Genomic DNA, 20,839 nt, shown 5'->3' with positions numbered 1-20,839 from the left:
CCCTCATGAACCTGGCCCTCTTCGATCTCGACCACACCCTGCTGCCCATCGACTCCGACCACGAGTGGGGCGAGTTCCTGTGCCGCGTGGGCGCCGTCGATACCGCCGATTTCTCGCGCCGTAACGATGCCTTCTTCGCCCAGTACCAGGCCGGCACGCTGGACCCGGTGGAGTACCAGCAGTTCGCGCTCGGCACGCTGGCGAAGTTCGATCCGGAGCACCTGGCCACGCTGCAGCAGCAGTTCATGGCCGAGGTGATCGAACCGAACATCCTGCCGGCCGCGCGCGCGCTGCTGCAGCGCCACCTCGACCAGGGCGACCTGGTGGCCATCGTCACGGCCACCAACCACTTCGTCACCGCGCCGATCGCCAAGGCGTTCGGGGTGGAGCACCTGATCGCGGCGATGCCGGAAGTGATCGACGGCCGCATCACGGGCCGCCTGCAGGGCACGCCCACCCAGGGCGAGGGCAAGATCGTGCACACCAAGGCATGGCTGGAACAGATGGGCAAGACGCTCGATCACTTCGAGCACGTGTACTTCTACAGCGATTCGCACAACGACCTGCCGCTGCTGTCGATCGTCACGCACCCGATCGCGACGAACCCGAACGCCAGGCTGGCACAGCATGCCAATGCGCAGGGCTGGCAATTACTCCAACTATTCAATGATTAAGAAATTCATCCGCAAGATCCTCGGCGTCAAGGACGCCGGCCACGACGAACCCGAGGTCCTCGGCCCGGAGCAGCATGGCATCGACCCGAAGCTGGTGTCGTCGAACGCCATCCGCGTCACCTCTTCGCTGCAGGAAGCCGGCTTCGAAGCCTTCGTGGTGGGTGGCGCCGTGCGCGACCTGCTGCTGGGCGTGAAGCCGAAGGACTTCGACATCGCCACCAACGCCACGCCGGAGCAGGTGAAAAAACTGTTCCGCCGCGCGTTCATCATCGGCCGCCGCTTCCAGATCGTGCACGTGATGTTCGGCCAGGACCTGCTGGAGGTGACCACCTTCCGCGGCACCACCACCGACAATGCGCCGAAGGATGAACATGGCCGCGTCCTGCGCGACAACACCTTCGGCAGCCAGGCCGAGGATGCCGAGCGCCGCGACTTCACCATCAACGCCATGTACTACAACCCGGCCACGCAGCAGGTGCTGGACTACCACGGCGGCATGCGCGACATGCGCGCCAAGCTGCTGCGCATCATCGGCCAGCCGGAAGCGCGCTACCGCGAAGATCCGGTGCGCATGCTGCGCGTGGTGCGCTTCGCCGCCAAGCTGAAATTCGAGATCGAGCCGACCACCGCCGCGCCGATCTCCGTGATGGCGCCGCTGATCAACAATGTGCCGGCCGCGCGCGTATTCGACGAGATGCTCAAGCTGCTGATGAGCGGCAGCGCCCTGGCCTGCCTGCTGCAGCTGCGCAAGGCCGGCCTGCACCATGGCCTGCTGCCGCTGCTGGACGTGGTGCTGGAACAGCCGCTGGGCTTCCGCTTCGTCACGCTGGCACTGGAATCGACGGACAAGCGCATCGCTTCCGGCAAGACCGTGTCGCCCGGCTTCCTGTTCGCCTCCCTGCTGTGGCACCAGGTGCTGGAGAAGTGGAACGCCTACCAGGCGGCCGGCGAATTCCCCATCCCCGGCCTGCACCTGGCGGCGGACGAAGTGCTGGAATCGCAGACCGAGAAGCTGGCCCTGCAGCGCAAGATCGGTTCGGACATGCGCGACATCTGGTCCATGCAGCCCCGCTTCGAGCGCCGCAACGGCAAGAACCCGTACAAGCTGCTGGAGCACCCGCGCTTCCGCGCCGGCTACGACTTCCTGCTGCTGCGCTGCTCCTCCGGCGAGATCGACCAGGAGCTGGGCGAGTGGTGGACCGGCTTCTACGAGGCGGACGAAACGACCCGCGCCGAGATGGTGTCCGCTGTCTCGGGCATCGGCAGCGGTACCGTCGCCGCCAAGCGCAAGCGGCCGGCACGGCGTGGCAAGAGCGCCGGCGAGGAAGGTGTCGAGGAAGTTGGCAATGAAAGTGGCAGACTCGTCGAACACGCCGATGAATCCGGCGAGGCCGGCGACGACAACGACGACTATGTCGACGAAGCGCGCGCCGCCGCGTCCGAACCGAAGCGCCGCCGCCGCGGTCCGCGCCGCAAGCGTGCCGAGGGTGACAGCGCACCGGCTTCGTCCGACACGCCTTCCGGCGAGTAGATGACCGGCACGGCGTTCATCGGCATCGGCGCCAACCTGGGCGATGCGCGGGCCAATGTGCTCGATGCCGTCGTCCGGCTGCGGCGCGTGCCCGGCATTGCCGTCACCGCGGTGTCGGGCCTGTACCGCACGGCGCCCATCGATTCCTCCGGCGACGATTACGTCAATGCCGTCGCCCGCATCGACACCACGCTGGCACCGCAGGCCCTGCTCGAAGCGCTGTTCGCCATCGAGCAGGAGCATGGCCGCGAGCGGCCCTACTTCAACGCCCCGCGCACCCTCGATCTAGACCTGCTGCTGTATGGCGACGAGATCATCGCCACGCCAACCCTCACCGTGCCGCATCCGCGCATGACGATGCGGGCATTCGTGCTGGTGCCGCTGCTGGAAGTGGCGCCAGCCATCGACGTGCCAGGCCTCGGTGCCGCCGCGTCTTTCGCCGACGCCGTTGCGGACCAGGCCATCTTCAAACTGAACGAATAAAGAACATGATGCAAATCCCCGTCATCGTGCAGACCGTGGGCCTGCTGGTCCTGTCGAACGTGTTCATGACCGTGGCCTGGTACGGCCACCTGAAAAGCCTGAACGGCAAGGCCTGGTACATCGCCGCGCTGATCAGCTGGAGCATCGCGCTGTTCGAATACCTGCTGCAGGTGCCCGCCAACCGCATCGGCTACACGCAGTACAGCCTGGCGCAGCTGAAGATCATGCAGGAGGCGATCACGCTGACCGTGTTCGTGCCGTTCGCGATGTTCTACATGAACCAGCCGTTCAAGCTCGATTACGTGTGGGCGGGGCTGTGCCTGGTGGGCGCGGTGTACTTCATCTTCAGGTCGTAGAACCCGCAACTGCACGGTCGTTCGCCGGGGTTTAGAATACGCGCCGTAACGATTTTATTTGAGGAACCCATGTCGAGTTATCTGCAGGGCAAAGAGATGGCCGCCCCGGCCACCTCCACGCCATCGGCCACAGCGGCACCCGCCAAGGTGGCGAACAAAGCCGTCACGATCCCCACCCTCGGCACGCTGCGCGCGGCCGGCGAGAAGATCTCGATGCTCACGTGCTACGACGCCAGCTTCGCCACGCTGATGGACCGCAACGGCGTCGAGATCCTGCTGATCGGCGATTCGCTCGGCATGGTCTGCAACGGCCACACGTCCACGCTGCCCGTCACCGTGGCGGAGGTGGCATACCACACGGCCGCCGTGGCGCGCGGCGCGAAGTCGGCGATGATCATGGCCGACCTGCCCTTCGGCAGCTACGGCACGCCGGAACAGGCGCTGGCCAGCTGCGTGCAGCTGATGCAGGCCGGCGCGCACATCGTCAAGATCGAAGGCGCGGGCTGGCTCGACGAGACGATCCGGTTCCTGACCCAGCGCGGCGTGCCCGTCTGCGCGCACATCGGCCTGACGCCGCAGTTCGTCCACCAGCTGGGCGGCTACAAGGTGCAGGGCAAGACGCTGGAAAGCGCCGAGGCGCTGAAGGCCGACGCATTGAAGCTGCAGGAAGCGGGCGCCTCGATCGTGCTGCTGGAAGCGGTGCCTTCCGCCGTCGGCAAGGCGGTGACGGAGGCGCTGTCGATCCCCACGATCGGCATCGGCGCGGGCCCGGACTGCTCCGGCCAGGTGCTGGTGATGCACGACCTGCTGGGCGTCTTCCCGGGCCGCAAGGCGCGCTTCGTGAAGAACTTCATGGAAGGCCAGCCGAGCATCGACGCCGCCTTCGCCGCCTACGTTGCCGCCGTCAAGGACGGCAGCTTCCCCGCCCTCGAACATTGCTTCTAAAATAGGGACAGACCCCATTTTCGAGGCAATGTTTCTCGAAAAATGGGGTCTGTCCCTATTTTTTTGTCTCCGCATTGCGGGCTGAAGGGCCGGGAAACCCGCGCCAATGCCGGGCTCTGCCTTTATAATCGCGGATTTTCCGTCCGACTTATTTTGCCCGCCCGGAGCCCCACCGCATGAACACCACCCTGATCATTTTCGTCGCGCTCTATCTGCTGGGCACGCTGGGCCTCGGCATGTGGGCCGGCACGCGGATCAAGAACACCACCGACTTCGCCGTGGCCGGCCGCAGCCTGCCGTTGATCATGGTGATCACCACCACCTTCGCCACCTGGTTCGGCGCCGAGACGGTGATGGGCGTGCCCGCCAAGTTCGTGCAGGGCGGCCTGAATGCCGTGATCGAGGACCCGTTCGGCGCGGGCATGTGCCTGATCCTCGTCGGCCTGTTCTTCGCGAAGAAGCTGTACAAGATGAACCTGCTGACGATCGGCGACTACTACCGCCAGCGCTACGGCAAGGGCATCGAGATCTTCTGCTCGGTGGCCATCATCATCAGCTACCTGGGCTGGGTGGCCGCGCAGATCACCGCGCTGGGCCTGGTGTTCTCGGTGCTGACGAACGGTGCGATGGCGCCTGCGACCGGCATGGTGATCGGCACGCTGGCGGTGCTGATCTACGTGGTGGTCGGCGGCTTCCTGGCCGTGGCGATCACGGACTTCATCCAGATGATCGTGCTGGTGGTGGGCATGACGGTCATCGCCTTCTTCGCGGCCGACCTGGCCGGCGGCACCGACAAGGTGCTGGCAATGGCGCAGGGGGCGGACCTGTGGCGTCTGTGGCCGGAGCCGACCTTCACGGACATGGTGTTCTTCTTCGGCGCGGCGATCACGATGATGTTCGGCAGTCCCGCAGCAGGACGTGTTCCAGCGCGTGATGTCCGCCAAGGATGCGCCGACCGCGCGCACCGGCGCCGTGGTCGGTGGCGCCAGCTACATCCTGTTCGGCTTCGTGCCGATGTTCATCGTCGCCGCGGCCGTGGTGGTGATGGGCGACAGCGCGATGGACATCGCCAAGAACGACTACCAGCGCCTGCTGCCCACGTTCGTGATGACGAAGATGCCGCTGGTGATGCAGATCCTGTTCTTCGGCGCGCTGCTCTCGGCCATCAAGAGCACCTCGTCCGCCACCTTGCTGGCGCCGTCGACGAGCTTCGTGGAGAACATCCTCAAGCACCTGCGCCCCGGCATGAACGACCGCCAGCAGCTGCTGGCGATGCGGCTGACGATCGTCATCTTCGCCGCGCTGGTGCTGGCCTATGCGATCGCCATGCAGGGCACGTCGATCTACGAGCTGGTGTCGTCCGCCTACCAGGTGACGCTGGTCGGCGCCTTCGTGCCGCTGGTGATGGGCCTGTACTGGCAGCGCGCCACCACGCAGGGCGCGATCCTGTCGATCGCTGCCGGCATCGTCGTTTGGGTGCTGTTCTTCCCGCAGATCACCAGCTGGGGCACTGCCTTCCCGGGCCAGCTGGCCGGCCTGCTGGCCGCCTTCGCCGGCATGTTCGCCGGCTCGCTGGCCCCGCAGTTCCTGAAGAACCGCCACGACCAGACGAAACACATTGCCGCCGCCCACGGCTGAGCCCACAGCCGAGCCTGTGTCCTGGTGCCTGGCACCAGGACACGAACTGATCAGTTCAGCCAGCCGCGCGCTTTCAGTTCGGCCTGCGTGAGGTCGAGGCAGTAGCGGATCCGGTCGACCATCTCGTCGATCTGCGCGCGCGTCATGACCAGCGGTGGCGCGATGATCATGCGGTCGCCGACGGCGCGCATGATGATGCCGTTGTCGAACATGTGCGCGCGGCACAGCATGCCTACCCGCAGCACGGGGTCGAAGCGCACCTGGTAGTGCACGGTGGCGGCCTTGCGTTTCACCAGGTTCAGGCCCGCCATGAAGCCGGCGCTGTCGGCGGTGCCCACCAAGGGATGCGTGGCCAGGGTGGCGAAGCGCGCCTTCAGGTACGGGCCCGTATCGTTGGCGACCCGCTCGACCAGCCCTTCTTCCTCGAGGATGCGGATGTTTTCCAGCGCCGCCGCGCAGGCCACCGGGTGGCCGGAATAGGTGAAGCCGTGATTGAAGTCGCCGCCGCGCCGCAGCACGTTCGCCACGCGGTCGCCCACCAGCACGCCGCCCAGTGGTATGTAGCCGGAGGTGACGCCTTTCGCGAACGTGATCAGGTCCGGCCGGATGCCGTACAGCTCGGAAGCGAACCAGCGCCCCAGCCGCCCGAAGCCGGTGATCACTTCGTCGGCGATCAGCAGCACGTCATACTTGTCGCAGATGCGGCCGATCTCTGGCCAGTAGGTGGACGGCGGGATGATCACGCCGCCGGCGCCCTGCACCGGCTCGCCGATGAAGGCGGCCACCTTGTCCGGTCCCAGCTCGCGGATGCGCTCTTCCAGCCAGGACGCGGCATGCACGCCGAACTCCTCCGCCGTCATGCCCGCGCCGTGTTCCAGGTAATGGGGCTGTTCGATGTGAACGATGCCGGGAATCGGCAGGCCGCCCTGCACGTGCATGCCCGTCATGCCGCCCAGCGACGCCCCCGCCATGGTGCTGCCATGATAGGCATTGCGGCGGCTGATGATGACGGTGCGTTCGGGCTGGCCCTGCAGGTCCCAGTAGCGGCGCACCATGCGCACATTGGTGTCGTTCGCTTCCGAGCCGGAGCCCGTGTAGAAGACGTGATGGAAGCCTGGCGGTGCAAGCTGCGCCAGCTTCGCGGCCAGCTGCACGGCGGGAATGGTGGTGGTGTTGAAGAAGCTGTTATAGAACGGCAGCGTATCCATCTGCCGCGCCACGGCTTCGGTGATGCTGCGCCGGCCGTAGCCGACATTCACGCACCACAGGCCGGACATGGCGTCGAGGACCTTGCGTCCTTCCGAATCCCACAGGTAGATGCCGTCGCCCCGCACCATCACGCGGGCGCCCTGCTGCGCCAGCGCCGCGTGGTCGGTGAACGGATGCAGGTAGTGCGCCGCATCCAGCTGCTGCAGGGCCGCGGTGTCCGGCAGGGCCGGCACGGTCGGGGTGGTGGTCATGATGCCCTCCCTGCAAAGGCGCACGGCCCGCCGCCGTGCTGGCTCGACTCATTGTCACCACGTCTTCATCACACGTGCAGCAGCAGGTGCTCCCGTTCCCACGGGCTGATGACGGTCATGAACTCCTGGTGTTCCAGATCCTTGATGGCAGCATACACGTCGATGAAGCGCTCGCCCAGCACCGTGCGCAGCTTCTCTTCCTTGCGCAACAGTCCCAGGGCTTCCGGCAGGCCCTGCGGCAGCTCGTACTTCATTTCGTAGGCGCTGCCGTGGGTGATCTCGGTGGGGTCGAGGCCTTCCGTCATGCCCAGGTAGCCGCAGGCCAGCGTGACCGCCAGCGCCAGGTAGGGATTGGCGTCCGAGCCGATGATGCGGTTTTCCACGCGGCGGTCCTGGATGCCCGACTCCGGCACGCGGAAGCCCACCGTGCGGTTGTCCACGCCCCACTGGATATTGATCGGCGCGGCCGTGTGCCGCACCAGCCGGCGGTACGAGTTCACGTACGGCGCCACGATGGCCAGCGCGCACGGCATGTAGCGCTGCAGGCCGCCGATGTAGTGCTTGAACAGCGCCGACGGCGAACCGTCCTCGTTCGAGAAGATGTTCCAGCCCGACTTGGCATCGACGATGCTCTGGTGGATGTGCATGGCCGATCCCGGCTCGCCGGCCATCGGCTTGGCCATGAACGTGGCGTACATATTGTGCTTGAGCGCCGCCTCGCGCAGCGTGCGCTTGAAGAAGAACACCTTGTCCGCCAGGCCCAGCGGCTCGCCGTGCAGGAAGTTGATCTCCATCTGGCCGGCGCCGATCTCGTGGATCAGCGTGTCCACGTCCAGGCCCATCAGGTCGCAGTAGTCGTAGATGTCCTCGAACAGCGGATCGAACTCGTTGACGGCGTCGATGCTGTACACCTGGCGCGACGTTTCGGCGCGGCCGCTGCGGCCCACCGGCGCGCGCAATGGCAGGTCCGGATCGGAGATCTTCGCGGTGAGATAGAACTCCAGCTCGGGCGCCACGACGGGTTTCCAGCCCTTGTCCTCATACAGCTTGAGCACCTTGCGCAGCACGGACCGGGGCGCGAAATCGACCAGGCGGCCGTCGGCGAAATAGCAGTCGTGGATCACCTGCGCAGTGGGATCGGTGGCCCAGGGCACCATCGTGATCGTGCCGGGATCGGCCTTCAGGATCATGTCCCGGTCGGTCAGCGAGATGGCGCGGTCGTAGGCCGGATCGTCGGTGGGGGAATTGCCCGTCACCGTCATGCCCAGCACGGCCTCGGGAATGCGCATGCCGCGCTCCTGGGTGAATTTCCCGCGCGGCAGGATCTTGCCGCGGGCGACGCCGGTCAGGTCCGGCACCAGGCATTCGATTTCGGTGACCCGTTTTTCATTGAGCCACTCGTCCATATCGGTGTAACTGAAGTTCTCGCGGATTGCCATTCTCTACTCCGTAGTCAAGATTCGTTCGCGACCTCGGCCGCGCTCTTCAACTGACTGTGGAGAACAGCTAGGAGAGTCAGGCGGCCCTGGGTGCGCAGGGATGCATCAGCCCCGCTCCATGCGTGTTGCCTGTCGTTGTTCCTGAAACTCGCGGCAGGCGTTGCCGAAGGCCAGGAACATCTTCATGGAGTCGGGATTTTCCGTGATGCGCCACTCGGGGTGCCACTGCACCGCGAGCGTGAAGCCATGTGCGGCATCCACGGTATAGGCTTCCACCAGCCCGTCGTGCGCCACCGCTTCCACGGTCACGCCGGGGGCCAGCCGGTCGATGCCCTGCCCGTGCAGGGAATTGACCATGATCTGGTCCGGATTGCCCAGCATCTCGGCGAACTTGCCGCCGGCCGTCAGGTGGATCGGATGCGCCGGGCCATACTGCACCTCGATCGAATCGTCCTCGCGGTCGCGGTGGTCCATCATGCCCGGCACTTCCTGCACGGCCTGGTGCAGCGTGCCGCCCAGCGCCACGTTGATCTCCTGGAAGCCGCGGCAGATGCCCAGCAGCGGTATGCCGCGCTTCACGGCCGCCCGGATCAGGGGCAGCACGGTGGCATCGCGCGCCGCGTCCAGCGGCAGGTCCGGATTGCGGATCGGCTGGCCGTACAGGTCCGAATGCACATTGGACGCCGAGCCGGTCAGCATGATCCCGTCCGCCACGTGCAGCACCGCTTCCATGTCCGTCAGCTCGGCCAGTGCGGGCAATACAAGCGGCATGCAGCGTGCACCGAGCACGACGGCGTTCACATACTTGTTCTGCGCGGCGTGATTCGGGAAATGCCCGATCTGCCGGGTGCATGCTGGGACGAGGACGATGGGACGGCGCATAGACAACTCCAGGGCGGCGATAACCGATGCATTGAATTTATCATAAAGTCATCGCCAGCGACGGTGCGCACACGAACAGTAACATGCCTCGCCGGCGAAAAATGCCGGCTTTACGTGCTTTTTACGGACCCGATGATGGTTTTTACGGCAGCTTTATGCCACGGGTTGGACGATGGCTTTATACGCCGCGCACTTCCGCCAGGAGCTCAGGATGGCGGTCCAGCAGCTTCACCAGCGCAACCGTCGATGGATGCGGCTGCGCCTTGCCGGCTTCGTAGCGCTCGAAATGATCGGTGCCGAAGACCTCGTCGGCTTCGTCATGGTCCAGCCGCAGCTTCTTGCGCACGGCCCGCAGGTAAGCGGGGTCCACCAGCGCGGCATCGACCTTGCGGTGAAAGCGCGCCACCAGTTCGTCGTAGCGGTGCACGGCGGCGGGGTCGAGCCGCACGTCGCCGCAGCTGGCGCAGTGATAGGCAGCCACACCGGGAATCGTGGTGTGCTGGCCCTTGTAGGTATAGGACACGCCATGCGTGTCGTGCACGGGCGCCATTGCGCCGCAGCCGGGACAGTTGTCCATGATGCTTCCTCCAGCGGATTCGATGCGGACATTCTAGCCGCGGCAGGATCAATGCCACGGCACCGGTGAATTGCCGACGCACTGGAGGATGCCCGGGATCGCGCGTCACGGGCGACGGCCTGCAGCTGTCCGACTGGCGGCGCGGCGGCGCCGGTCAGGCCGGCAGCTGCTGCCCCACCTGCCTCTGCGTCAGCAGCTGCCGGATCTCCGGCACGCACGAACCGCAATTGCCGCCCGCCTTCGTGCACGCCGTGACCTCGGCGGTGGTCTTCAGGTCCTGGTCGCGGATCGCGTTGCAGATCGTGTTGCGGCCCACGCCGAAGCAGGAGCACACGGTGGGGCCGGTATCGGCGCCCTGCGCCAGGGGACGGCCGGCCAGCACGCCGGCGCGATCGGCATCGACCAGCACGTCATGCGCGAACAGGCTGGCCAGCCAGGCACGCTCCGGCAGGTCCGGCCGCGGCGACACGAAGATGCATTGCTCGATGCGGTCGTTCACCACGTGCACGGCGCGGTACACGCCATTGCTGCGGTCCGCATATTCCAGCCAGTCGGCCTCCTCGTCATCGATGGCCAGCAGCTCGCGGGCCCACGTGCCGAAGTCGCCGATGCGGTTGCGGCCGGCCAGTTCATAGCGATTGAAACCGGCGCCCTGCACGCGCGTCCAGTAGGCCACCGTGTCCAGTCCCAGCGGCGTGCGCGACAGCACGAAGCCATGCCACTGCACGGGAAAACGGTCGACGCTCACCGGCGTGTGCTTGAACTCCGGCTCGCCCGACACGGGATCGACGACGGGATTGACGACGGCGCCCACGCGCGCATCGGACGCCGTCTGGCCGTTCCAGTGGATCGGGATGAACACGCTGCCGCGCGCGATGCCGCCGCCGTGCCGGACGCGCGCCACCACGCTGCCCCACTGCGACGCGATGCGGGCCAGTTCGCCCTCCTTCACGCCGCACAGCAGCGCGTCCTGCGGGTGCAGGTCGACGAACGATTCCGGCGTGTGCCCGGCCAGCGTCGGCGCGCGGCCCGTGCGCGTCATCGTGTGCCACTGGTCGCGCACGCGGCCCGTGTTCAGCACCAGTGGATAGTCGCCACCGGCCATGTGCACTGGCAGGCGCGGCGCCGTTGGCACGAAGCGCGCGCGGCCATCCGGGAACGAGAACTGGTGGTCCGCGAAGACGCGCCGGCCGATCGGCCACTGCACCGGCTCCAGCGCGTCGTAGCCGGCGCGGTCCAGTGCCGCCAGCGCGCCGATCTCGAAGGCGCGCGGCAGGTCGCCGGGCACATTGCGCCAGGCCGACAGCCGCGCATGTTCGGCGAAGATTTCGCCCTGGTGCGACCAGCCGAAGCCGTCGTAGCCGAGCCGCTGTGCGAAGTCGGACAGGATTTGCCAGTCGGCCCGCGCCTCGCCCGGCGCCGGCAGGAAGGCGCGCTGGCGCGAGATGCGGCGCTCGGAGTTGGTCACCGTGCCATCCTTCTCGCCCCAGGCCAATGCCGGCAGCAGGACATGGGCGAATGCATTGGTGTCCGTGCCCGCCACCACGTCGGACGCAATCACCAGCTCCGCCTTCGCCAGCGCGCGGCGCACCTGGTCGGCCTCCGGCAGGCTGACGACGGGATTGGTGGCGATAACCCACACGGCCTTGACTCTACCGGTCTCGATGGCCTGGAACAGGTCGACGGCCTTCAGACCCGGCTTGTCCGCTATGCGCGGCGAACCCCAGAAGCCCTGCACGGCCGCGCGGTGCGTCGGCTGGTCGAGGTCGAGGTGCGCCGCCAGCATATTGGCCAGCCCGCCCACCTCGCGGCCGCCCATCGCGTTCGGCTGGCCCGTGATCGAAAAGGGTCCCATGCCCGGCTTGCCGATACGGCCCGCCACCAGGTGGCAGTTGATGATGGCGTTGACCTTGTCCGTGCCGGCCGACGACTGGTTGACGCCCATCGAGAAGCCCGTGATGACCTTCGCCGTCGCCGCGAACGCTTCGTAGAAATCCAGCACATCGTCCAGCTTCAGGCGGCAGGTCTGCGCCACTTCCTCCGGCGTGATCTCGGCAACTTCCAGTGCATCGGTCAGGCCGCGCGTGTGGTTGGCAATGAATGCCGCATCCACCGCGCTGCTGCGCGACAGGTAGGAAAGCAGGCCGTTGAACAGCCACACATCGGTACCCGGTTTCACAGGCAGGTGCAGGTCCGCCACTTCGCAGGTGGCGGTGCGGCGCGGATCGATCACGACGATCTTCAGGTGCGGCCGCGCTTCCTTGGCGCGCAGGATGCGCTGGAACAGGATCGGATGGCACCATGCCGTGTTCGAGCCCACCAGCACCACCATGTCGGCGATGTCCAGGTCCTCGTAGTTCACGGGCACCAGGTCTTCGCCGAATGCGCGCTTGTGACCGGCCACGGCGGACGACATGCACAGCCGCGAATTGGTGTCGATGTTGGCGCTGCCGACATAGCCCTTCATCAGCTTGTTGGCCACGTAGTAGTCTTCCGTGAGCAGCTGGCCCGAGACGTACAGCGCCACCGCGTCCGGCCCGTGTTCGTCGACGATGGCGCGCCATTGCGTGGCGGCGCGGTCCAGCGCTTCGTCCCAGGAGGCCTGGCGCAGCTGGCCGTCTTCGCGCACCTGCGGATGCAGCAGCCGGCCATCCAGCCCCAGCGTTTCGCCCAGTGCCGAGCCTTTGACGCACAGCTTGCCGAAATTGGACGGGTGCGCCGCATCGCCCGTCACGGTGGCCGCCTGCGGCCCCTGCGGCGTGGCCTTCACGCCGCAGCCGACGCCGCAGTAGGGACAGGTGGTGCAGACCGACAGGTGTTCCTGGGACAGATTCACGGTGGTTCCAATACTGGTTAACTAAGCGGCCAACTTCGGGCCGAACAGCAGCTGGTGCCGCATCGCGCCCACGTCGGCGCCGCGCCCGATCAGGTCGAAATACCAGGGGCCGTCCTGCACGTCGCCATACAGCACGGCACCAATCAGGCGCGGGCCATCCAGCACCAGGCGCTTGTAGACGCCGCGCCGCGCATCGCGCAGCACCAGGTCCTCGGTGCCTTCCCCGCCGATGAAATCGCCCACCGAATACAGCTCGATGCCGGTGACCTTCAGCCGCGTGGGCGAGGCCTGCTGCACGTAGCGGCGGTGGCCGGCACCGGCCAGGTGCGCGGCGCAGACTTTCGCCTGCTCCCAGATCGGCGCGACGAGGCCGAACGTGGCGCGGCGGTGCTGCACGCATTCGCCCACCGCATACACGCGCGGATCGTAGGTCTGCAGCGTGTCGTCCACCACGATGGCGCGTTCGGCATGCAGGCCGGCCGCCTGGGCCAGCGCGATATTCGGGCGCACGCCGGCCGTCATCACGACGAGGTCCGCCGCGATCTCGGAGCCGTCCTGGAAGCGCACGGCAGTGACGCGGTCCGGGCCGGCGATGGCCGCCGTCTGCGCATTCATCAGGAAGCGCAGGCCGCGGGCTTCGAGCGCACGGCGGAGCATCTGTGCGGCGGGCTTGTCGAGCTGCTGGTTCATCAGCACGTCCGACGAGTGGACGACGGTCACGTCCATGCCCTGCTTCAGCAACCCGTTCGCAGCCTCCAGGCCCAGCAGGCCGCCGCCGATGACGACGGCGCGCTGGTGGTCGCGCGCGGCCTGCAGCATGTTAGCCACGTCCGCGATGTCGCGAAACGCCACCACGCCGGGCAGTTCGTGACCGGGCACGGGGAGGATGAACGGCTTCGAGCCGGTGGCCAGCAGCAGGCGGTCGTAGCGCACCGCGTGGCCCGACTGCGCGCGCACGATGCGGCGCTGGCGGTCGATGTGCACCACCGGGTCGCCGGCATGCAGCGTGATGCCGTTCTCCTCGTACCAGGCGCGCGTGTTCAGCATGATGTCGTCGACCGACTTTTCACCGGCCAGCACGGGCGAGAGCAGGATGCGGTTGTAGTTCCCATGCGGCTCGGCACCGAATACGGTGATGTCGTACATCTCCCGGTCGAGCGCCAGCAGCTCCTCGACCGTGCGCATGCCGGCCATGCCGTTGCCGATGACGACCAGGGACGGTTTCACGCTGTCCGCCTCCACCTAGGCACCGACCCACACCTTGCCGCCGTCGATGCGCGCTGGCCAGGTGGGCACGGAATTCTGCGGCGCTTCCAGGCACTCGCCCGTCTGCAGGTCGAAATGGTGCTTGTACAGCGGCGAGGCGACGACGATGCGCTCGCCCAGGCTGCCCACCAGCCCGCGCGACAGCACGGCCGCCTGCGAATTCGGATCGTAGTTCCCGATCGCGAACACACGCGTGCCGTCGCCAGCGCCGAGGCGGAACACGGCCACCTGCTCGCCATTGAGCAGCGCGCATACGCCGGTGTTCGGCACGATGTCGTCCACGCCGCACACGGCGGTCCAGCTGGCGGCTTCGGTTTCACGTTTCATGATGGGCTCCTCGGTGATGGACGATGCAGGCATCAGGCGGCCTTGATCGGGATGATGCGTTGCTTTTCCTGCACGGTGGCGGGCCGGATCTGGCCGCGCTCCTCGATGAACACCACGTTGTCGTCCTTGGCGTCGCTGTTGACGAAGTGGCGGAAGCGGGCCCGCGTCTCGGGGTTCGTGACGGCTTCCTTCCACTCGCAAACGTAGGTGTCGACGACGCGCTGCATGTCCGCTTCCAGTTCCCCGTTCAGGCCCAGCTTGTCGCCAATGACCACGTCCTGCAGGTAGGCCAGGCCGCCCTCCAGGTTGTCGCGCCAGGTGCTGGTGCGCTGCAGGCGGTCGGCCGTGCGGCTGTAGAACATCAGGAAGCGGTCGATGTACCGGATCAGCGTGGCCTTGTCCAGGTCCTGCGCGAACAGTTCGGCGTGGCGCGGCTTCATGCCGCCGTTGCCGGCCACGTACAGGTTCCAGCCCTTGTCGGTGGCGATGATGCCGATGTCCTTGCCCTGCGCTTCGGCGCACTCGCGGGTGCAGCCGGACACGCCGAACTTGATCTTGTGCGGCGTGCGCAGGCCCTTGTAGCGGTTCTCCAGTTCGATGGCGAGGCCCACGCTGTCGTCCACGCCGTAACGGCACCAAGTGGAGCCCACGCAGGACTTCACGGTGCGCAGCGACTTGCCGTAGGCGTGGCCCGTTTCGAAGCCGGCCGCGATCAGCTCTTCCCAGATCGCCGGCAGTTCGTCGACGCGGGCACCGAACAGGTCGACGCGCTGGCCGCCCGTGATCTTGGTGTACAGGCCGTACTTCTTGGCGACCTGGCCGACGGCGATCAGGCCATCGGGCGTCACTTCGCCGCCCGGCATGCGCGGCACCACGGAATAGGTGCCGTCCTTCTGGATGTTGCCCAGGTAGTAGTCGTTGGTGTCCTGCAGGCTGGCGTGCTCCTTCTTCAGCACGAAGTCGTTCCAGCAGGTAGCCAGGATCGAGCCGGCCAGCGGCTTGCACACGTCGCAGCCCAGGCCCTTGCCGTGTTTTGCCAACAGCTCGTCGAAGGTGCGGATGTTCCCGGCGCGGACGATGTGGAACAGCTCCTGGCGCGAGTGGGCGAAGTGTTCGCAGACATGGTTGTTGACGTCCATGCCCTGCTTCTTCATCTCCGCCTTCATCACCTGCGTCACGAGCGGCACGCAGCCGCCGCAGGCGGTGCCGGCGTTCGTGCATTTCTTCACCGCGCCGATCGACGTGGCACCGTCGCGCACCGCGCCGCAGATGGCGCCCTTCGTGACGCTGTTGCAGGAGCAGATCTGCGCCGCATCCGGTAGCGCATCCACGCCCAGGCCCGGTTTCGCCTTGCCATCGGAGGACGGCAGGATCAGGAACTCCGGCGACTCGGGCAGCTCGATCTTGTTGAGCATCATCTGCAGCAGCGTGCCGTATTCACCGGCATCGCCCACCATCACGCCACCCAGCAGGTACTTGCCGCAGCTGGACACGACGATCTTCTTGTAGACCTGCTTGCGCTCGTCCGTGAACTGGTAGCTGCGCGCGCCTTCCACACTGCCGTGCGGGTCGCCGATCGACGCGACATCGACACCCATCAGTTTGAGCTTCGTGCTCATGTCGGCGCCGCCGAACGTGGCGGACTGGCCGGCCAGTTGCTTCGCCACCGTGCGCGCCATGTCGTAGCCGGGGGCGACCAGGCCGAAGATCTGGCCGTTCCACAGCGCGCATTCGCCGATCGCGTACACGTTCGGGTCGGACGTGAGGCAGGCGTCGTCGATCTGGATGCCGCCGCGCGGGCCGACCGCCAGGCCGGATTCGCGGGCCAGCTGGTCACGGGGGCGGATGCCGGCCGAGAACACGATCATGTCGATGTCGAGATGCGTGCCGTCCGCGAAGCGCATGCGGTGTGCGCCTTCTTCGCCATCGACGATCTCCAGCGTGTTCTTGCCCGTGTGGACCGTGACGCCCAGCTCGGCGATCTTGTTGCGCAGGATGCGGCCGCCGCCATCGTCGACCTGTACCGCCATCAGGCGCGGTGCGAATTCGACCACGTGCGTGATCAGGCCCAGGTCGCGCAGCGCCTTGGCGCATTCGAGGCCCAGCAGGCCGCCGCCGATGACGACACCCGTCTTCAGGCGGGCACCCGCTTCGGCCATGCCTTCCAGGTCCTCGATGGTGCGGTAGACGAAGCAGTCCTTGCGGTCACGACCCGGCACTGGTGGCACGAACGGATAGGAGCCCGTCGCCATCACCAGCTTGTCGTAGGAGAGAATGTCGCCCGTGCTGGCGGTGACCGTTTTGTTGGCCAGGTCGATCGATTCGGCGCGCGCGTTCAGGCGCAGCACCATGTCGTCGCGATCGAAGAAGCCGGGTTTCACCAGCGACAGGTCGTCGGCGCTTTTGCCGCTGAAGAATTCGGACAGGTGCACGCGGTCGTAGGCCGGGCGCGGTTCCTCGCACAGCACGGTGACCTGCATGCCTTCGACAGGCTGTTCGGCCAGCGCTTCCAGGAACTTGTGGCCCACCATGCCGTGGCCGATGACGACGATTTTCATATCCGACTCCTTCAATTCGTATAAAACTTGACTCGGCTCTGCCATACCGCACAGCTTTACGCTTTGCTTTTGACTTCAACGCACGCCTCGGGGCCTCGAGAAAGCGTAATGAGCGACGTCAGCTCTGGTTGAGGCGCGCAGTCGTACTTCAGTACGGCGAGCACCGCAGACCAGCAGCTGGCGTTGCGTAATAGCTTTATCGGGGTCCCATCACGCAGCTGCCAGCGCGTGCTCGGCGTTGGTCGATGCGGAGAAACGCAGGGCGATGGCGCACAGCGCGGTGGCGGCGACCAGGTAGCCCAGGATGGCCAGCGTCTGCTGGGTGCTGCCGACGCCCTTGAGCAGGAAGCCCGCCGCGACGGCGCCCACATTGCCGCCGGCGCCGATGATGCCGGTGACGCCGCCCAGCGCCTTGCGGTCGATGAACGGCACCAGCGCGTAGGTGGCGCCGCAGGCCATGTGCACGCACAGGCCGAACGACAGCATCGCGAAGATGGCCAGCGTGGCCGTGTCGGCGTGGGCGAACCAGATCAGCCCTGCGCCTTCGCCCAGCATCAGCACGAACAGCAGCGACACGCGGGCATTCAGGCTGCCGCGCAGCGCCATGCGGTCCGACACATAGCCGCCCAGCGCGCGGGCAAACAGCGCCAGCAGGCCGAAGCTGCCGGCGGCCAGGCCGGCCTGCTTCAGGTTGAGGCCGAACTGGTCGACATAGTAGACAGCGGCCACGTTGTGGATGAACAGCTCGACGCCGAAGCAGGCGCCATAGGTGAGGAACAGCAGCCACACGCGGTAGTTGGCAGCAGCCTGCTTGAAGCTCGCCCAACCGCCTTTTTTACCGCCTTCGATCTCGATGCCTGCCTTGCGCAGCGCGTCGTAGTTCCCCTGCGGGCAGTCCTGCGTGAATTTCCAGTACAGCACACCGACGATCACCATCAGCACGCCCGGCACGATCAGCGCGAGGCGCCAGCCCATCGTCTCGGACACGCCCAGCATCAGGATGGCCGCGAGGATCAGCGGCATCAGCGCCTGCGTGGCACCGCCGCCCGCATTGCCCCAGCCGGCCGTCGCCGCATTGGCCGTGCCGACCACGCGGGGGCCGAACATCACGGACGTGTGGTACTGGGTGACGACGAAGCTGGCACCGATCGCGCCGATCAGCAGGCGGAAGAACAGGAAGCTTTCGTAGGTCTGCGCGGCGGCGACGCCGAACACGGGAATCGCGCCGAGCAGCAGCAGCGCGGTGTGCGCCTTGCGGGGACCGAAGCGGTCGCACATCGGACCCACCACCATGCGCACGATGATGGTGATCGCCACGGCGGCGATATTGATGTTGGCGATCTGCGCCGGCGTGAGGCCGAATTCGCCCTTGATGACGGGCATCAGCGGTGCGCAGGCAAACCAGGCGAAGAAGCAGGCGAAGAACGCCAGCCAGGCGAGGTGGAATGCCCGCATCTGCGGCGTGGCGAGAGAGAAGAGCTTGATGCTTTCAGCTTTGCTGGCCATTTTCAGTATCCCTGGAGTGGAAATAAAAAAAGGCGCCCGAACGGTGTCGCGCAGGTATCTGCAGTGGCTGCAAATACGCACAAATACCGTTCGGACGCCGTTGTCCTGTTGCTGTCCCGCCGTTGGGCCAGCTGATGTTGTCTAATTCGGTGCTCGGTGATCGCCGTTGATCCCTTGGGCTTTACATCGCAAGACGCGTGCCAGGGGTTTTCCGGGAAGGATGCGGGGCGGGGACTTGAAAACGGACGGCCGTGCGCCAGTTCGCGGTGCAGCGCCGCCCGCTAATGGTGCGCCGTGGCCAGGGTATGGGACAGCACGGCCGCACGCGGCAAGCCTCTGCGTCGATGGCACACCGACGCATGCCAGTGGCGCCGTCCGTCGTACCGGATGGTTCGACGTCGGCAGGCCAGCCCGGGCCGTCCTGCCGCGCAGGTGCCTACCGTTGATGGATCGGGAAGGCGGCGGCGTAGCCGGCGGGGTCGCGGCCATCCCAGGTGCGGCCATCGATCAGCGTCGAGGTGCGCAGCTGGCCGGCAGGAACCGGCACGCCGGCCAGTTCCGCCGCTTCGCGGTACAGCTGCACTTGCGTGACACCCTGCGCAACGGCCAGGTAATCGGGATCGTCCTTCAGCAGGCCCCAGCGGCGGAACTGCGTGAGGAACCACATGCCGTCCGACAGCCACGGGTAGTTGGCGGCGCCGTCCTGGTGGAAGCACAGCGGATGCTCGTCCTGCCACGCATGCGCCATGCCGTCCTCGTAGCGGCCCAGGATGCGGGGCAGGATCGCCGCCTTGTCCGTGTTGACATAGGCCGTGGCGGACAGGATCTCGGCGGTGGCGCGGCGGTTCTCGACGCTGGCATCGATCCAGCGGCCTGCTTCCAGCACGGCGGCGATCAATGCCCGGCAGGTGTTCGGGTGATTGCGCACGAAGTCGAGCGAGGCACCCAGCACCTTCTCCGGATGGTCGGGCCAGATCTGCTGGCTGGTGGCGGCCGTGATGCCCACGCCATCCACCACGGCACGGTGGCCCCACGGGTCGCCGGCGCAGAAGCCGTCCATATGGCCTTCGGTGAGGTTGTAGACCATCTGCGAGGGCGGCAGCGTGATCGCGCTGACATCCTGCAGCGGGTGGATGCCGTGCGCCGCCAGCCAGTAATACAGCCACATCGCGTGCGTGCCGGTCGGGAAGGTCTGCGCGAACACGTACTGGCGCGGCTCGCGCTGCATCAGCGCGGCCAGCGAGGCACCGTCGGTGGCCCCCGCCTCCGCCAGGCGGCGCGACAGCGTGATGGCCTGGCCGTTGCGGTTCAGGTTCATGAGCACCGCCATGTCGCGCGGCTGCGTGCCGATGCCCAGCTGGACGCCGTACACCATGCCATACAGGGCGTGGGCCGCATCGAGCTCGCCGTTCAGGAGCTTGTCGCGCACGGCGGCCCACGAAGTTTCACGCGACAGCACGATGCGGATGCCGTGCTTCTCGTCGAAGCCCAGCAGGGCCGCCATCACCACGGAGGCGCAGTCGGTCAGCGGGTTGAAGCCGATATTGACGGTGGGTTTTTCGATCTGCATAACGGTCACCGGCCGGGCACATGCTGCTCAGCCCAGCAAGTCCTCCACATCCAGGATGCGCTGGGCGATCTCGGCCAGCTTCAGGTTCTTGTTCATCGCCATCGAGCGCAGGCGCTGGTAGGCCTGGTCTTCCGTCATGCCATGGCGGTTCATCAGCAGGCCCTTGGCGCGGTCGATGATCTTGCGTTCGGCGAGCTTGTGCCGGGTGTCTTCCAGCTCGTCGAGCAGCTTCTGCTCCTGGCGGAAGCGGGCCAGCGCTACCTTCAGCACGGGCTGGATGCGCTCCGGCTGCAGGCCCGCCACGATGTACGCGGAGACGCCGGCCTCCATCGCCGCTTCCATCGAGGACTGGTTGTCGTCTTCCGTGAACATGACGATCGGGCGGCGCTCGTCGCGCGTGGCCACGACGATGTGTTCGAGCACGTCGCGCGCATCGGATTCGGCATCGACGATGAGCATGTCCGGCTGCAGCTGCGCCACCTGCGCCGGCAGGCGGATATCGGCCGGCAGCGACGCCACGAGCTCGTACCCCGCCTCCTGCAACCCCGCCTGCAACGCGGCCGCCCGTAGCGATGCTTCGCTTTCATGCGGCGGGTGGACGAGGACGATGCGGAGACGGTGCTTCATGCCCCATTGCAGAGCAAGAATCGCGCCAGGACTGGGCATCCACGGCCGAGCTCGTGTCCACCATGGGGTCTTATATCTTGAAGATGGCGTAAATTGTGTTTGCGAGCATGTCAGCTTGATGGGTCTGGGGGCCTGAAGAGCCCGAGGGTCAGCCTATAGCGACA

Annotated in this window: 16 protein-coding genes and 1 pseudogene; 6 read left to right on the top strand and 11 right to left on the bottom strand. The window is 66.5% G+C overall.

Annotation, left to right across the window (positions count from 1 at the left end; all coding sequences use genetic code 11):
• The first annotated feature begins 5 nt into the window (after positions 1-5).
• The 6 genes and pseudogenes from IP91_RS09600 to IP91_RS09575 all read left to right on the top strand — a co-directional run bounded on the left by IP91_RS09600 (position 6) and on the right by IP91_RS09575 (position 5,627).
• Positions 6-674 carry a histidinol-phosphatase gene (locus tag IP91_RS09600; protein ID WP_145649249.1) on the top strand — a complete coding sequence of 223 codons (669 nt, stop codon included), beginning with the start codon at positions 6-8 and terminating at the stop codon, positions 672-674.
• Positions 667-2,205: a polynucleotide adenylyltransferase PcnB gene (gene pcnB / locus IP91_RS09595; RefSeq protein ID WP_145648764.1), complete on the top strand. Its 1,539-nt coding sequence runs from the start codon at positions 667-669 to the stop codon at positions 2,203-2,205. Before IP91_RS09600 ends, pcnB begins: the two co-directional genes overlap by 8 nt.
• Complete coding sequence (gene folK / locus IP91_RS09590; RefSeq protein WP_145648763.1) at positions 2,206-2,688, top strand: 2-amino-4-hydroxy-6-hydroxymethyldihydropteridine diphosphokinase; 483 nt, start codon at positions 2,206-2,208, stop codon at positions 2,686-2,688.
• Between the two features lie 8 nt (positions 2,689-2,696).
• Positions 2,697-3,044, top strand: coding sequence for a DMT family protein (locus IP91_RS09585; protein WP_145649248.1), 348 nt, complete (start codon positions 2,697-2,699; stop codon positions 3,042-3,044).
• 69 nt (positions 3,045-3,113) lie between these two features.
• Positions 3,114-3,989, top strand: a complete 876-nt coding sequence (gene panB / locus IP91_RS09580) for a 3-methyl-2-oxobutanoate hydroxymethyltransferase (protein ID WP_145648762.1) — start codon at positions 3,114-3,116, stop codon at positions 3,987-3,989.
• Between the two features lie 176 nt (positions 3,990-4,165).
• Positions 4,166-5,627, top strand: a pseudogene (locus IP91_RS09575) (high affinity choline transporter 1).
• 50 nt (positions 5,628-5,677) lie between these two features.
• Here the strand turns inward: IP91_RS09575 and IP91_RS09570 are convergent.
• The 11 genes from IP91_RS09570 to IP91_RS09520 all read right to left on the bottom strand — a co-directional run bounded on the left by IP91_RS09570 (position 5,678) and on the right by IP91_RS09520 (position 20,675).
• Positions 5,678-7,087 (bottom strand): aspartate aminotransferase family protein, encoded by a 1,410-nt coding sequence (locus IP91_RS09570; protein WP_145648761.1) that lies wholly within the window; start codon positions 7,085-7,087, stop codon positions 5,678-5,680.
• A 68-nt stretch (positions 7,088-7,155) separates the two neighbouring features.
• On the bottom strand, positions 7,156-8,526 hold the full coding sequence (locus tag IP91_RS09565) for a glutamine synthetase family protein (RefSeq protein WP_145648760.1): 1,371 nt from the start codon (positions 8,524-8,526) through the stop codon (positions 7,156-7,158).
• A 105-nt stretch (positions 8,527-8,631) separates the two neighbouring features.
• Entirely contained in the window at positions 8,632-9,408 is a 777-nt protein-coding gene (locus IP91_RS09560) for a gamma-glutamyl-gamma-aminobutyrate hydrolase family protein (protein WP_145648759.1), read from the bottom strand.
• A 178-nt stretch (positions 9,409-9,586) separates the two neighbouring features.
• Complete coding sequence (locus IP91_RS09555) at positions 9,587-9,985, bottom strand: type II TA system antitoxin MqsA family protein (RefSeq protein ID WP_145648758.1); 399 nt, start codon at positions 9,983-9,985, stop codon at positions 9,587-9,589.
• 154 nt (positions 9,986-10,139) lie between these two features.
• Entirely contained in the window at positions 10,140-12,821 is a 2,682-nt protein-coding gene (locus IP91_RS09550; RefSeq protein WP_145648757.1) for a nitrate reductase, read from the bottom strand.
• Positions 12,822-12,842: 21 nt separating this feature from the next.
• Positions 12,843-14,048 (bottom strand): NAD(P)/FAD-dependent oxidoreductase, encoded by a 1,206-nt coding sequence (locus IP91_RS09545; protein ID WP_145648756.1) that lies wholly within the window; start codon positions 14,046-14,048, stop codon positions 12,843-12,845.
• A 15-nt stretch (positions 14,049-14,063) separates the two neighbouring features.
• Positions 14,064-14,414, bottom strand: a complete 351-nt coding sequence (gene nirD / locus IP91_RS09540) for a nitrite reductase small subunit NirD (RefSeq protein ID WP_145648755.1) — start codon at positions 14,412-14,414, stop codon at positions 14,064-14,066.
• Between the two features lie 32 nt (positions 14,415-14,446).
• The gene (nirB, locus tag IP91_RS09535; protein WP_145648754.1) at positions 14,447-16,972 is read right to left on the bottom strand and encodes a nitrite reductase large subunit NirB; all 2,526 of its coding nucleotides are present in this window, start codon (positions 16,970-16,972) and stop codon (positions 14,447-14,449) included.
• Between the two features lie 210 nt (positions 16,973-17,182).
• Positions 17,183-18,478: an MFS transporter gene (locus tag IP91_RS09530; RefSeq protein WP_145648753.1), complete on the bottom strand. Its 1,296-nt coding sequence runs from the start codon at positions 18,476-18,478 to the stop codon at positions 17,183-17,185.
• 436 nt (positions 18,479-18,914) lie between these two features.
• Entirely contained in the window at positions 18,915-20,048 is a 1,134-nt protein-coding gene (locus tag IP91_RS09525) for a CmpA/NrtA family ABC transporter substrate-binding protein (protein WP_145648752.1), read from the bottom strand.
• A gap of 27 nt (positions 20,049-20,075) precedes the next feature.
• The gene (locus IP91_RS09520; RefSeq protein ID WP_145648751.1) at positions 20,076-20,675 is read right to left on the bottom strand and encodes an ANTAR domain-containing response regulator; all 600 of its coding nucleotides are present in this window, start codon (positions 20,673-20,675) and stop codon (positions 20,076-20,078) included.
• Between the last annotated feature and the right edge of the window lie 164 nt (positions 20,676-20,839).

The organism is Pseudoduganella lurida (assembly GCF_007830455.1).
Classification (GTDB): domain Bacteria; phylum Pseudomonadota; class Gammaproteobacteria; order Burkholderiales; family Burkholderiaceae_D; genus Rugamonas; species Rugamonas lurida.
Note: the sequence above shows the minus strand (reverse complement) of the source record. Positions and strands in the feature narration are given on the sequence as shown.

Coding starts and splice junctions, on each gene's coding strand:
- IP91_RS09525 (WP_145648752.1), bottom strand. CDS start 20,048: ATGCAGATCGAAAAACCCACCGTCAATATCGGCTTCAACCCGCTGACC.
- IP91_RS09530 (WP_145648753.1), bottom strand. CDS start 18,478: ATGGCCAGCAAAGCTGAAAGCATCAAGCTCTTCTCTCTCGCCACGCCG.
- IP91_RS09585 (WP_145649248.1), top strand. CDS start 2,697: ATGCAAATCCCCGTCATCGTGCAGACCGTGGGCCTGCTGGTCCTGTCG.
- IP91_RS09570 (WP_145648761.1), bottom strand. CDS start 7,087: ATGACCACCACCCCGACCGTGCCGGCCCTGCCGGACACCGCGGCCCTG.
- nirD (WP_145648755.1), bottom strand. CDS start 14,414: ATGAAACGTGAAACCGAAGCCGCCAGCTGGACCGCCGTGTGCGGCGTG.
- IP91_RS09520 (WP_145648751.1), bottom strand. CDS start 20,675: ATGAAGCACCGTCTCCGCATCGTCCTCGTCCACCCGCCGCATGAAAGC.
- IP91_RS09555 (WP_145648758.1), bottom strand. CDS start 9,985: ATGGACAACTGTCCCGGCTGCGGCGCAATGGCGCCCGTGCACGACACG.
- IP91_RS09565 (WP_145648760.1), bottom strand. CDS start 8,526: ATGGCAATCCGCGAGAACTTCAGTTACACCGATATGGACGAGTGGCTC.
- panB (WP_145648762.1), top strand. CDS start 3,114: ATGTCGAGTTATCTGCAGGGCAAAGAGATGGCCGCCCCGGCCACCTCC.
- nirB (WP_145648754.1), bottom strand. CDS start 16,972: ATGAAAATCGTCGTCATCGGCCACGGCATGGTGGGCCACAAGTTCCTG.
- pcnB (WP_145648764.1), top strand. CDS start 667: ATGATTAAGAAATTCATCCGCAAGATCCTCGGCGTCAAGGACGCCGGC.
- IP91_RS09560 (WP_145648759.1), bottom strand. CDS start 9,408: ATGCGCCGTCCCATCGTCCTCGTCCCAGCATGCACCCGGCAGATCGGG.
- folK (WP_145648763.1), top strand. CDS start 2,206: ATGACCGGCACGGCGTTCATCGGCATCGGCGCCAACCTGGGCGATGCG.
- IP91_RS09600 (WP_145649249.1), top strand. CDS start 6: ATGAACCTGGCCCTCTTCGATCTCGACCACACCCTGCTGCCCATCGAC.